This window comes from Leisingera sp. ABM4_103, from assembly GCF_056158685.1.
The window spans coordinates 135645-147685 of record NZ_JBSWTU010000004.1 but is presented as its reverse complement, the minus strand read 5'-3'; the positions used below and the strand labels follow the sequence as shown (position 1 = coordinate 147685).

Below are 12041 nucleotides of genomic sequence, written 5' to 3'. Positions count from 1 at the left end.
CCGGCTTTTGCGCGCATGGAAGGGACCCAAAAGCACATTGGCGGGTTGTGCCCTGCTCGCGTTATTAACGCCAGGCAATGCGCCCAGGCCATTGCCTGACTAAACTTCCCGTCACACTCCAGAATGACAGGAAGCGGGCCATGGCTGAAAGAATTCTCGTTGCTACTGACGGATCGGAATCAGGCAATCGCGCAGTGGATTGCGCGGCGGAATTGTCGAACAAACTGGGGCGCGGCCTCAGCATCGTTCACGTTTACCTGCACGGGCGGCCGCCCGCGGAAATGATGCAGCTTGCCAGGTCCGAACAGCTGTATGAACAAGTGGCTGCCGCCCAGGACCTTACCCCCCGCGGCCAGCCCGCGAATTTCCTGGGGCTGTTTGCCAGCGCCACTGAGGAGCGCGACAAGGCAAATGCGGTCTTGGCAGTCGGCGAAACCATTCTCGATTGGGCAGAGCATCGCGCCAGGGATGCTGACGCACAGGACGTGGTTACGCATCTATGCGCCGGCGACTACGCGGACGGCATTCTGAAAACCGCCGAGGCCGGGAATTTCGGGATGATCGTCATCGGCAGGCGCGGGCTGGGGCTGGTGCGCGAAATTCTGATGGGGAGTGTCTCCCAGAAGGTCCTGCACCACGCGGCCTGCACGGTGGTCGTCACGCAATGACCCTGGCGCCGGCAGGTGATTGGCTTGGCGGATACGGCTCTGCCTCGCTGCGCGTGGCGGGCTAGTCCCAAAGGTCCCGGATCGGCTTGCGCATCGCGTTCTTGACCTGATCGAACTCCCCTTTCGACACATGGCGGCGCAGCAGGTCGAACACCGCAGCCACGGCGCGTTCCGGATCTTCCAGCGGATCCTTGTCGAACCGCGCCTCAATGCGGGCCAGCAGATCCTTTTTACTGCGGGGTTTCGCCGGGGTCTTGGACGGGTCCCAGCCGGCATAGAACACACCCCGGACCAGCACAGGCAGCTGGGCCGCCAGATCGGCGGCTTCGTCAACGGACAGGAAATCGCGAATGGCATGAAGCGTTTCGTGCAGCAGCAGATAGGCCCTGGATTTGTCGGGCCATTCAAGGTCATCGCAAAGCTGGTTCAGCCATTCGGCAAAAACCTGCGGCGCATGATCAAGTGTCTTGATACCCGTGGTCGCCATAATCTTTCCTCCAGCTGATGTGTGCCGGATCAGGATCGGCCATTTCGGCCCGCACCGCATTAATGGGCATCAATGCCGCCCGGACCGGCCCTGCTCACCCGGCCGGGCTGATCCGCTCGAACACTTCTTCCATCAGGGCCTCTGCCCGGGCCTGGCTGCCCGCAACAGCCGCCGCATTCAGCGAAGGGCGGAGCGGATGCGGCGGTGAGACCAGGATCACGCCTTCGGACGACTGGCCGCGCCGGAACAGCAAGTCCCCCAGACAGCTGCACTGCCGGGCGGTATCAACCGGTGCTTCAGGTTCAAGGGTTTCCTGCACGATGACGATCCCCTCCGGGCGCTGCCCCAGCAGCCTGGTTGCGGCGGCAAGCGGGATTGATACACCGCTCCACCGCCCATTGCATTCGATCCAGTGGATCTGTTCGGCACCGGACGGTGGCGACTGCAGAACCGCATCCAGCGAACATGGCCCGAAATAGCCCGCCCTTTGGAAGATGGCGCCAAGATGCAAGGCGTCCGCTGCCAGCCTTTCGCCGGTTTCCGGCTCCAGGCTGGCGTATCGCGCGCCAACGAACTTGCCCTCGTGCCCCTGCACCCGCTGTTCGAATATTCCAAGGATCTCGGGCGGCCCTTCGCTTGTGTGCGGCAGCCACATCTGCACCGACGGGCTTTTCTTCACGCCGCTTTCCCACACCCCGACAAGCACCGGATAGCCGCCCTCCCATCCGGTCGCCCGCAGCCGTTGTTCCAGCTGATCGCGCAGCGCGGCTGTGCCAAGACCTTCAAGCTGCGCCGCGCCAAAACGGATGTTTCCGGCCGCCCCCGCGCTGTCCGGAACTTTAACCACAACCTCTCCGGAAACCCGCGCCAGGCGGGCCATCTGCCCGGCCGCCGCCGCGGGGCCAAAGGCAAAGGCCGTGGGCGGCACGGCCTCCCGCCCCGCGACCTCCCGCGCCACGTCCCAGAACCACAGCTTGTCATTGACCCGGCGCGACATCCGCGGCGACGGGCCCGCGACATAGACCGGCAGCCCGGCGGCGGCAGCCAGCGACTGTGCCAGCTGCCACAGGTGGCCGGTCACCAGATAGGCGTGGAGTGTCAGCGCCCCCGCGGCCCGGAGCAGCTCCAGCAGAGGGGTGAACAGGGCAGGGCGGGTCCGGCACTGCTTGGCCACTGGCGCCGGGTCCGCGCCATCCGCCTCCAGAAAGCGGACCTGACGGACGCCCGGATACCCGGACAGATAATCCTCGAACTCCGGGCAGCGCTGCCGCACCACAACGGCGTCGCCGGGTTTGGCCAGCAGCGCCATGCGATAGTCGCGGGTTCCGGCCATTTCGGGTGTGAACAAGGCAATTCCGACCTGATCGCCAATGAACAGCGATGCGCCATTGCCGGTGCCCTGCTGCACCCCCGGCCACAGATCGCGGGAAGACCTCAGCGCAGGCTCATCCCGGGCCAGCCGGTCTGCAATTGCATCGGCGGCTGACCCGCCCCGCGCATCCCGGGTTCGAGACCGGTTCAAGGCTGCCCCCCTTCTTTACCGCTGCACCTGCAGGACATACTATCACAGTATCCGCTGGCCCAATCCGACCGGACAGAAAATGTGCCGTCTCTATGCCATGCACGCCAATGAGCCGACCCGGGTCGAATGCGGCCTGGTCACGGCCCAGAACGCCCTGATGGCGCAAAGCCAGGGCGACATGGAAGGCATGATGCATGGTCACGGCTGGGGGGTTGCAGACTACCCTGACGGCGTTCCGGTCATCGAAAAGCAGGTCTGGGCGGCCTATCACGGCGAGCATTTCGCCAAAGCCGCCGCGCGGGTCTATGGCCGCACCGCGGTTGCCCATGTCCGCCGCGCCACGGTGGGTGCCACAAGCGTGGAAAACACCCATCCGTTCCATTACGGGCGCTGGATTTTTGCGCATAACGGCACAATTCCGAATTTCGAACAAATCCGGTTCCGCCTGCTGGAGCGTATGGATCCCTTGCACCGGTCCTCAATTCACGGCCAGACCGACAGCGAACACGTTTTCCGCTACCTGCTCAGCCTCTTCCTGCGCCACCCGGAAAAGGGACTGCTGGACACCGTGCACGACGCGCTTAACCAGATTAACGCCTGGTGCGCTGAAATCGATCCGTCCCGCCCGCCGGGTCTCAACATCGTGCTGACCGACGGGCCCCGCCTGGTTGGATCACGGCTCAACCGCTCCCTGTTTCACTTGCGCCGCGACCACCTGCACATTTGCACCGTCTGCGGTGAAACCCATGTCAAACATCACCATAATACGGATTACAGGTCCATCGAGGTCGCCTCGGAACCCGTCACCTTCGACGAGCCCTGGGAGCAAGTGCCGAACGGTGTCGTGTTCCAGGCAACAGAGGATTTCCGCCTGCACATGCGGCCGCTTGCGCGCCAGAACTGAAGCCTCTGCCAGAAACCTAAGAAACCGGCCGCTCCCGGCTGCGCTGCCACGTCCGGTCGACAGAATCGCTTGGCGCCAGTATCGTGTCAGCCGCACCGTGAGGCCAATACCACTCTACCGCCGATCATTGTGCGGTACGGCATCTGGATCAGGACCCGTACTGGCATTTCTTGCAGGGAAAGTTTCAGTGACGAGGCAAGGCCCAATCCCCATTCAATATACCAACGTCGCCAGCCTCCGCATTGGCGCGATGGACTTTGATGCCGGCGACACGGTGCTGAACAGTTTCCGAAGAAGCCTGCAGCGTATCCCGCAAAACAAAATCCTGCTGCATGACGGGGAGTCCGGCTGCAAGGTTTTCATCGTGATCGAAGGCTGGCTTGCGGCGTCGAAATCCTCCCTCCACGGCGAAGTTCAGCTGATCGACTTCATGCTGCCCGGGGACATCGCGGACCCGACATCCGCGGACGGCAAGACAGCGGGCCTGAACATCGAGGCCGTTACCGACGCCTTGGTGTCCGTCATTCCCTTGGCGGCCTGGCACCGGATGCTGGCTGAAGCGCCCCGGCTGGCGCGGGCAAATGAACAGGTCCAGGCCGCTGAGCGCGCCCGGCTGTCCGAACGTATGCTGCGCCTGGGCCGCGGTAGCGCAGAAAGCCGGATCGCCTATGCGCTGATCGAGCTTTGCCTGCGGCTCAAACCGCTCGGGCTGTCGGAAAATTGCGCCTTCCACCTGCCCCTGACCCAAAGGCACATCGGCGATTTCACCGGTCTCACGGCGGTCCATGTCTGCCGGACCCTGCGCCGCTTTGTCAGAAACGGCCTTGTTGAGACTGCGGATCACATGGACGTCCGGATCAAAGACCTCGCTGCCCTGTCGGACATCGCCGGGGTTGAGCCGGAGCGCCTGGCCGCCGAGATCACACCGGTTCCGGACTAGCGGTATTCGGCAATCTCGCCCAAGGCTTCGCCCGCAAGCTGTTCCGACGCGTGCACCGCAATGTCGGTAACGGACAACAGGCCAGCCAGCCGCCCTTCATCGTCCAGCACCGGCAGGCGGCGGATCTGATGGTCCCCCATAAGGGCCGCCGCCGCTTCGATTGTGTCCTCTGCCCGGCAGCAGACCACCCCAGGGTTCATGACGGCAGCAAGGGCCATCCCCTCCAGCGCGCTGTCTTTCCCGGCCAATGCCAGGACCAGATCACGGTCCGTGACAATGCCCACAACCTCGCCGTCCTCAACAACCGGCAGCACGCCGATCCCAAGGCTGCGCATTCGCTTGGCTGCATTGGCCCCGCTGTCTTGAAGCCGGGCAAACCGTGCGGGCACGGACATGATATCTTGTACAAGCATGGGCAAACCCTTTCTCGGCCGCCGCCGGCCTGACCGTGGCGTGCTGTCTGCCAGTAACGCGCGCCAGCGGCATCAGGAGGCCGGTTTTACTACCGGCTTCCTGCTTGCGATCCGGGATCCGGATGCTGCCGTCAAACGAGCCGAAGCGCCGTTTGTTCAGACAGGTGTCATAAGTCGCTCTACTGAACAGACTCGGCCAGTCCGGCCGCCCGCGCATTAACCAGCGTTAAAGCGCCGGGAGGCACGGCGCCGTACGCGGCGGTTCCCCCGTTGACCGGAGTCAAACCCTGACAGGCAGGGAATCTGCTATATCTCATAGGCAGATCCTGCGCGCGCAAACCGCCGCAAGCACCGGCATTCAGGGAGGGAAACCGATCCATGAGCTACAAGACAATTCTTGCCTGCCTGACCTCGGAGTTTTCCGCCACGCACCTGCTGCCGGCGGCCTGCGGACTGGCCCGGAAATTCGACGCCCATCTGATAGGCCTCCACACGCTGGAGGCGCTGGTGCCCTATTCCGGGATCGCAATCGCTGCCGGCGACGTCATGCTGGGCGAATTCAGCAGGCGTGTGGCCGAAGAAGACCGGAAGATCGAACAGCTGTTCAAGGCGGCGGCGGACCAGGCCGGCTGTGCGGCAGAATGGCGCTCGCGGGCGGCCCGGTCGCCCGAAGCCGCGGACGAGCTGCTGGAATCGGCCACCCGGTCGGACCTGATCCTGGCACTACTGCCCGACCGCCAGCAGGAGCGGTTTGATCAGACAGGATTTCAGAAGGAACTGGTGGTGAACAGCGGCCGCCCGGTGCTGCTGCTCCCGGATGACTGGGGCGGCAAACCGGCCGGCACCCGTGTCCTGGCGGCCTGGAATGGCAGCAGGGAGTCGGCCCGCGCTTTGCATGACGGGCTGCCATTCCTGAAACGCGCCGCCTTTGCCGAGCTTGTCACCATTCAGGAACCGCATCACCGGTCAGCGGAGTTCGATACCGAAGGCCACGAGATCGCCCGTCTCCTGTCGCGTCACGGCGTGACGGTGGACGTCCGCCAGATCAAGGACGGAGAACACGAAGCCGGCATCCGCATCCTGATGGAGGCCGCAAGCCAGGACTGCGACCTTGTAATCATGGGCGGCTACGGCCATTCGCGGCTGCACCGCCTGATCTTCGGCGATGCCTCCGAACACGTGCTGCAGGAGGCTCGGATACCGGTGCTGATGTCCGGCTGACCGCTTCCTGCGCCGGCACGGCTTCAACCGCCCTGCGGTGCCGGATCCGGCTCAGACCGGATCCGACTGCGCGGGCTTGGTGGCCTTCTTGGTCATCTTGACTGCTTCTCCGATGGTCTCTTCCACCGCATCCGCTTCGGTATCGCTCATGTAGCGGGCGCAGCGGGACATCATACCAAGCCACTCCTGGCCGTCCTCGGCAATGCGCTCTGCCGAGTGGCGCTGCCATTCCGCAAAGGCTTCAGCCACCGAAACCGGCGCACCGGGGCCGTCCGAGGCAATGGTCCGGGCCGCGTCCAGGGCAGTTCGCGCCGCCTCGTGCCGGCGCTCGAACCAATGGCGCGCGAACACTTCCGCTTCATCCAGGAGCTTCTCCTGAACGTTCCAGAATTGCTCTACCTGCGGCTTGTACATCGGGTTGAACTGCATCGCGCTTTGCCACGGCTTCAGCGCTTCCGCGAAAATCCCGGCACTTTGGTATGTCGATTTTTCTGGCATCTGTGCATCTCCTCGCAGCGGATTTCACCTTGTTGACATTGTGCCACCTGTCCGGGGAGGCCGCTTTAATTAAAATCAAACTGACGCCCGGAATCGCCGAAACAAACAGGTGCCCGGCGGATAGGCGCTCAGCCGGGACCTGGGCGCTCAAATTTTTTGCACAGCAGCGGACAGATAGCGGACGGCTGCCCCTGCCGTGGCGATCTGCGGATAATCCGCCTCCGGAATATCGACACCAAGCCGCTGGTGCAGCGCCGCAACAAGACTCAGAACATCCATCGAATCCAGCTCCAGATCATCCTGCAGGTGATCCCCGTCCGACACCCCTGCGGGGTCGATGTCAGGGGCAACCCGTGTCAGCTCTTCCAGAAAAACGGCACGTAATTCGGTCTGGGTCATAACGCCTCCGGTTTGGAAATCAGAGTTTCGAATCCGGCCAGGAACCTGGCCGCCTGCCGCCCGCCAGTGACCCGGTGATCCGCGGCGAGTGTAACAGTGATGACAGTGCGCGGGACGACCTGCTCTCCGGCCACCCAGGGCCGCAGCTGCGGTGCCCCGATCCCGATCAGCGCCACCTGCGGCGGGAAGATCACCCCGGCCATCACCTCGCCGCAGGTCTCACCCAGGCTGGACACGGTAAGGGTGCCGCGGGTCATCTCGGAACTCGTCAGCCGCCCCGCCCGCGCGCGGGAGACGGTATCCCGCATCGCCGCCATTGTCTCAGCCAGCGTCATCGACGGGACATCGGCCAGCGCCGGTGCCACCAGCCCGCCGTCGCGCAGCGCCACCGCAAGACCGGGATTGACCTGCGCGGCGGGCTGGAAGGCCCCATCGGTGTAATGCCCGTTCAGCGTTTCTGCCTTCTGCGCCGCTAGGGCGGCCGCCCGCAGCAGCACCGCGCCCAGCAGGATCCGCTCCTCAGGCGGCGCTTCGGCATTGCGCACGGCCAGCAGGTCGATGGCACCCTGCACGTCCATGGTCTGCGACAAGTAGAAGTGCGGGATCGTCTGCTTGGAGCGTGTCATCGCCGCGGCAATCGCCTTGCGCATCTCATCCAAGCGCGAGGCCGGCTTGCCGGTGCCGTCCCCCGCCTCCACATCCGCCAGCACGATGGCGCCGCCCGGACCGCTGCCCGTCACGGTGCCCAGATCCAGGCCCAGCTCTGCCGCCCGCACCCGCGCCGCAGGCGACGCCCTGACCGCGCTCGGCGGAGCCGCAGCTGCAGGCACAGTTTGCTGGACCGGCTTGGGTTCAGCTTCCACGGCAGGTTCCAGCGCTGTTTCCAACGCAGGTTCCTGCTCCGGCTCCGCTTCCCCCTCGGCCAGGATCACCGCCATCGGCGCCCCCACCGGCAGCACTTGGCCGGGCTGCGCCCTCAGCTCCTGCACCGTGCCCGCCTCGAAACACTCGATCTCAATCGCGCCCTTCTGAGTTTCCACCACCGCCACCACATCGCCGCGGGCCACTGTATCGCCCGGCGCAACCAGCCATTCGGCCAGCGTGCCGCTCTCCATGTCAGAGCCGAGCGAGGGCATGACAAAGAGACCCATCTACCCCACCCCCATGACCGCCTGCGCCGCCGCCACGATGGCCGGCACCTGCGGGATCGCCGCGTCTTCCAGATGCTTTGGATAAGGGATCGGCACCTCCGCCGAACAGACCCGCCCGACCGGCGCGTCCAGCGTCCAGAACCCCTGCTCCATGATCCGCGCCGACACCTCCGCCGCCAGCGAGCCGGAGCGCCAGCCCTCGTCCACGATGACCGCACGCCGGGTCTTGGCCACCGAGGCGAGGATCGCGGCCTCATCCAGCGGCCGCAGGCTGCGCAGGTCGATCACCTCCGCCGAGATGCCCGAGCCCTGCAGCGTCTCCGCCGCCTCCAGCGTCTTGAACAGCGAACCGCCATAGGTGATCAGGCTGACATCGCTCCCCTCGCGGCGGACTGCGGCCTTTGAGATATCCACCGGCCCCGCGGTGCTGCTCAGCGCCTCCTCATGGTTATAGAGCATCACATTCTCGAAAATCAGCACCGGATCCGGATCGCACAGCGCCGTCCACAGCATTCCCCGCGCGTCCTCCACCGTGGCCGGCGCCAGCACCTTCAGGCCCGGGATATGGGCATACCACCCCTCCAGACTGTGCGAGTGCTGCGCGGCCAGCTGCTTGCCCGCGCCGGTGGCCATGCGGATCACCAGCGGCACCCCGAACTGCCCGCCGGACATGTGCCGCACGGTGGCCGCGGTGTTCAGGATCTGATCCAAGGCCAGCAGCGAGAAATTGACCGTCATCAGCTCGACAACCGGGCGCATCCCCGCCATCGCCGCGCCGATCCCGGCGCCGGTGAAGCCCGACTCCGACAGCGGCGTGTCACGGATGCGGGCCTCGCCGAATTCCTCCATCAGCCCCTTGGACACCGCATAGCAGCCGCCATAGGCGCCCACGTCCTCTCCCATCAGGAAAACCCGCTCGTCGCGCGTCATCGCATCGCGCAGCGCCTCGCGCACCGCCTCCCGGTAGCTTACCACCTTGGTTTCCCCGCCGGGCTCTGCGGGCGCAACCGGACCGGGCTGCGGCCCCAGGACGTGGCGCGTCAGGTCTTCCACCGGCTCCCACGATCCGTCTTCAGCAAACTGCACCGCTTCTGCAATCTCCGCCCTGATCTCCGCCTCGATCCCGTCCACCTCCTCCTCATGGATCAAGCCGGTCTCCAGCAGCCAGCCGCGGAACAGGACAATCGGGCCGCGCTTGCGCCAGCCCTCGACCTCCGCCTTGTCCCGGTAGAGCTGGGCGTCGAACATCGAATGCGCCCGGAACCTGTAGGTGCGGCACTCCAGGAACACCGGCTTTCCGGTCTCACGGATATCCGCCAGCGCCCGCCGCGCCGCGGTCTCGACCGCCACCACATCCATCCCGTCCACTACCTCGGCCGCCACGCCGTAGGCGGCCGCCTTGGCGCTGATATCGGTCTCGGACTCGCTGCGCCCCAGCGCCGTGCCCATGGCATAGCCGTTGTTTTCACAGACAAACAGCACCGGCAGCCCCCACAGGGCCGCCAGATTCATCGCCTCGTGGAACTCGCCTTCGGCCACCGCCCCCTCGCCAAAGAAACAGGCGGTGACATGCGGATCGCCGCGCATATGATCCGCCAGCGCCAGCCCCGCCGCCAGGGGCAGCCCGCCGCCGACAATCGCGTTGCCGCCATAGAAATTCGCCCCTGCATCATAGAGATGCATCGAGCCTCCGCGCCCGCCCGAACAGCCCTCGGCTTTGCCGAACATCTCCGCCATCACCGCATCCATCGGAACCCCGCGCACCAGCGCGTGCCCATGCTCGCGGTAGGTGGCCACAACACGGTCGCCCTCCGCCAGCAGCGGGATCACGCCCGCGGCAACCGCCTCCTCGCCGTCATAGAGATGCAGAAAGCCGCGGATCTTTTCTTGGGTATACAGCTCGGCACAGGCGTCCTCGAACATGCGGACACGCATCATCGCCGTCAGCAGGTCGCGCACATGGCCGCGGTCAAGGCGGATTTTCTCAGGGGTGCTCATGTCTCATCGCTCTCCAATGTCGAAATATCGCCCTCCGGCAGCCCCAGCTCGCGCGCCTTCAGCAGCCGCCGCATGATCTTGCCGGAGCGGGTCTTGGGCAGAGTATTCCGGAACAGCACGCTGCGCGGGGCCACCGCCGCCCCCAGCCGCTTGCGCGCATGGCCCCGCACCTCGCGTTCCAGATCTTCCGAAGGCTCATACCCGGGGTTCAGCGTGACATAGGCCTTCACGATCTCGCCCGCCGCAGCATCCGGCACGCCGATCACCGCCGCCTCCGCCACGCCCGGATGCTCGATCAGCGCGCTTTCCACCTCAAACGGGCCGATCAGATGGCCGGAAGTCTTGATCAGGTCGTCCTTGCGCCCGACGAACCAGTAAAAGCCATCCTTGTCACGGGTGGCCAAATCGCCCGACAGGTACCAGCCACCGGCAAAGCATTTCTTGAACCGTTCCTCCTCATGCAGATACCCCCGCATGACCGATGGCCAGTCCGGCCGCAGCGCCAGCTCGCCGGTCTCCCCTGCCCCGCATTCGGCCAGCCCGCCGCCGTCCTCTCTGAGGATGGCCGCCACGATGCCCGGCAGCGGCTGGCCCATCGAGCCGGGCTTCACCTCCATGCCCGGCAGGTTGGCAATCATGATGCCGCCGGTTTCGGTCTGCCACCAGTTGTCGTGGAAGGGGTGCGGAAACACCTTGCCGCTCCACTCCACCGCCTCCGGGTTCAGCGGCTCGCCGACGCTGGCGAGGAATGTCAGCGACGAGAAATCGAACTTAGCCGCCGCGTCCGCGCCCGCCCGCATCATCAGGCGGATGGCGGTGGGGGCCGAATACCAGACCTCGACCTGCTCGCGCCCTATGATGCTGTACCAGCGTTCCAGGTCGAACTCGGCCTCATCCACGATCATCGTCACCCGGTTCACCAGCGGCGCGATGATGCCATAGGAGGTGCCGGTGACCCATCCGGGATCGGCGGTGCACCAATAGACCGCGCCCGGCTCCAGCTCCAGCGCGATGCGCCCCGAATAGGCGTGATAGACCACCGCCCCATGCACATGCACCACGCCCTTGGGCTTGCCGGTGGTGCCGGAGGTGAAATGCACCAGCGCCGGGTCTTCGGCCCCGGTGCGCACCGTTTCGAACGTCTCCCCTGCCCGCTCCAGCGCCGGCCCCAGCGCCACGCAGCCCTCCGGCGCCTCCTCACCGGTGACCAGCACCAGCTTCAGGAAGGGCAGCTGATCCCGCAACGGCGCGATCTTGCGCCGGAACAGCGCCACCGTTGTGACCAGCACCCGCGCCTCCCCGATCTCCATCCGCGTCCGGATCGGCTCAGGCCCGAAGGCCGCAAACAGCGGCGTATAGACCATCCCGGCCTTCAGCGTTCCGACGGCACAGCCATACAGCTCCGGCACCCGTCCCATCAGGGAATAGACACTGTCCCCCCGCTTCAGCCCGTGGTCCCGCAGCAGGCTGGCAAATTTCGAGGACAGCGCCGCCAGCTCCGCATAGCTCAGCTCGCGGCGGCTGCCGTCCTTGCCCAGCCAGCGGATCGCCGTCTGCGCGCCATAGCCCGCAGCCACGTGACGGTCCACGGCTTCATGCGCAATGTTCAACCCGCCATTCAGGCCGCTGACCAGTTTCTCGGTGCCGGCCCACCGGCTGCCCTCGCCGCCCGCTGCGGGCACTTGCCCGGCGCGCGGGCCCTTATCCCCTGTCTTGCGGTCATCCTGCATGGCATCCTCCCGGCCCCATGTTCCCCCGGGACCGGGCGCGCCGCTATAACCCGCATCAATCGGGCGGCAGGCGCCGGATTTGCTGAGCCGCAGCAATTCTGGCACTCTGT

General features: G+C 65.5%; 12 protein-coding genes. 4 read left to right on the top strand and 8 right to left on the bottom strand.

Annotation, left to right across the window (positions count from 1 at the left end; genetic code table 11):
* Window positions 1-140 precede the first annotated feature (140 nt).
* On the top strand, window positions 141-668 hold the full coding sequence (locus tag ACXAED_RS01565) for a universal stress protein (RefSeq protein WP_475046351.1): 528 nt from the start codon (window positions 141-143) through the stop codon (window positions 666-668).
* Window positions 669-729: 61 nt separating this feature from the next.
* Here the strand turns inward: ACXAED_RS01565 and ACXAED_RS01560 are convergent, their stop codons facing one another.
* Window positions 730-1155, bottom strand: coding sequence for a DUF2267 domain-containing protein (locus tag ACXAED_RS01560; RefSeq protein WP_475046349.1), 426 nt, complete (start codon window positions 1153-1155; stop codon window positions 730-732).
* A gap of 94 nt (window positions 1156-1249) precedes the next feature.
* On the bottom strand, window positions 1250-2677 hold the full coding sequence (locus ACXAED_RS01555) for a preATP grasp domain-containing protein (RefSeq protein WP_475046347.1): 1428 nt from the start codon (window positions 2675-2677) through the stop codon (window positions 1250-1252).
* A 79-nt stretch (window positions 2678-2756) separates the two neighbouring features.
* Here ACXAED_RS01555 and ACXAED_RS01550 point away from each other — a divergent pair, with 79 nt between their 5' ends.
* Together ACXAED_RS01550 and ACXAED_RS01545 are read left to right on the top strand one after the other, a co-directional pair.
* Window positions 2757-3581: a class II glutamine amidotransferase gene (locus ACXAED_RS01550; RefSeq protein WP_475046345.1), complete on the top strand. Its 825-nt coding sequence runs from the start codon at window positions 2757-2759 to the stop codon at window positions 3579-3581.
* A 187-nt stretch (window positions 3582-3768) separates the two neighbouring features.
* Window positions 3769-4521, top strand: coding sequence for a Crp/Fnr family transcriptional regulator (locus ACXAED_RS01545; RefSeq protein WP_475046343.1), 753 nt, complete (start codon window positions 3769-3771; stop codon window positions 4519-4521).
* Here the strand turns inward: ACXAED_RS01545 and ACXAED_RS01540 are convergent.
* Complete coding sequence (locus ACXAED_RS01540) at window positions 4518-4934, bottom strand: CBS domain-containing protein (protein WP_475046342.1); 417 nt, start codon at window positions 4932-4934, stop codon at window positions 4518-4520. The genes ACXAED_RS01545 and ACXAED_RS01540 overlap by 4 nt on opposite strands.
* 378 nt (window positions 4935-5312) lie before the next feature.
* On the opposite strand from ACXAED_RS01540, the gene ACXAED_RS01535 reads away from it, so the two are divergent.
* Window positions 5313-6155, top strand: a complete 843-nt coding sequence (locus tag ACXAED_RS01535; protein ID WP_475046340.1) for a universal stress protein — start codon at window positions 5313-5315, stop codon at window positions 6153-6155.
* Window positions 6156-6206: 51 nt separating this feature from the next.
* On the opposite strand, the gene ACXAED_RS01530 is transcribed toward ACXAED_RS01535, so the two are convergent.
* The 5 genes from ACXAED_RS01530 to acsA all read right to left on the bottom strand — a co-directional run bounded on the left by ACXAED_RS01530 (window position 6207) and on the right by acsA (window position 11931).
* The gene (locus ACXAED_RS01530; protein ID WP_475046339.1) at window positions 6207-6653 is read right to left on the bottom strand and encodes a hypothetical protein; all 447 of its coding nucleotides are present in this window, start codon (window positions 6651-6653) and stop codon (window positions 6207-6209) included.
* Window positions 6654-6800: 147 nt separating this feature from the next.
* Window positions 6801-7052, bottom strand: coding sequence for an acyl carrier protein (locus ACXAED_RS01525; RefSeq protein ID WP_475046337.1), 252 nt, complete (start codon window positions 7050-7052; stop codon window positions 6801-6803).
* Window positions 7049-8203: a dihydrolipoamide acetyltransferase family protein gene (locus tag ACXAED_RS01520; RefSeq protein WP_475046335.1), complete on the bottom strand. Its 1155-nt coding sequence runs from the start codon at window positions 8201-8203 to the stop codon at window positions 7049-7051. Before ACXAED_RS01520 ends, ACXAED_RS01525 begins: the two co-directional genes overlap by 4 nt.
* Window positions 8204-10201: a pyruvate dehydrogenase (acetyl-transferring) E1 component subunit alpha gene (pdhA, locus tag ACXAED_RS01515; RefSeq protein WP_475046334.1), complete on the bottom strand. Its 1998-nt coding sequence runs from the start codon at window positions 10199-10201 to the stop codon at window positions 8204-8206.
* On the bottom strand, window positions 10198-11931 hold the full coding sequence (gene acsA, locus ACXAED_RS01510; RefSeq protein ID WP_475046332.1) for an acetate--CoA ligase: 1734 nt from the start codon (window positions 11929-11931) through the stop codon (window positions 10198-10200). Before acsA ends, pdhA begins: the two co-directional genes overlap by 4 nt.
* Between the last annotated feature and the right edge of the window lie 110 nt (window positions 11932-12041).